General features: G+C 44.3%; 1 protein-coding gene. It reads right to left on the bottom strand.

From position 1 onward, the window contains the following. Positions 1-253 (bottom strand): hypothetical protein (locus tag MiSe_RS50420; protein ID WP_226595143.1); only part of this gene is annotated, 253 nt, incomplete at both ends.

Genomic DNA, 253 nt, shown 5'->3' with positions numbered 1-253 from the left:
GCGCCAAAGTCGCCCATCCCACAAGAGATTAATGATTAATTTTTCTTGTGGGGTGGGTATTTGGCGCCAAAGTCGCCCATCCCACAAGAGATTAATGATTAATTTTTCTTGTGGGGTGGGTATTTGGCGCCAAAGTCGCCCATCCCACAAGAGATTAATGATTAATTTTTCTTGTGGGGTGGGTATTTGGCGCCAAAGTCGCCCATCCCACAAGAGATTAATGATTAATTTTTCTTGTGGGGTGGGTATTTTG

It is taken from the genome of Microseira wollei NIES-4236 (genome assembly GCF_020521235.1).
GTDB lineage: Bacteria > Cyanobacteriota > Cyanobacteriia > Cyanobacteriales > Aerosakkonemataceae > Microseira > Microseira wollei.
The sequence above is the reverse complement of the archived record's forward strand: the minus strand, read 5'-3'. Positions and strand labels throughout refer to the sequence as shown.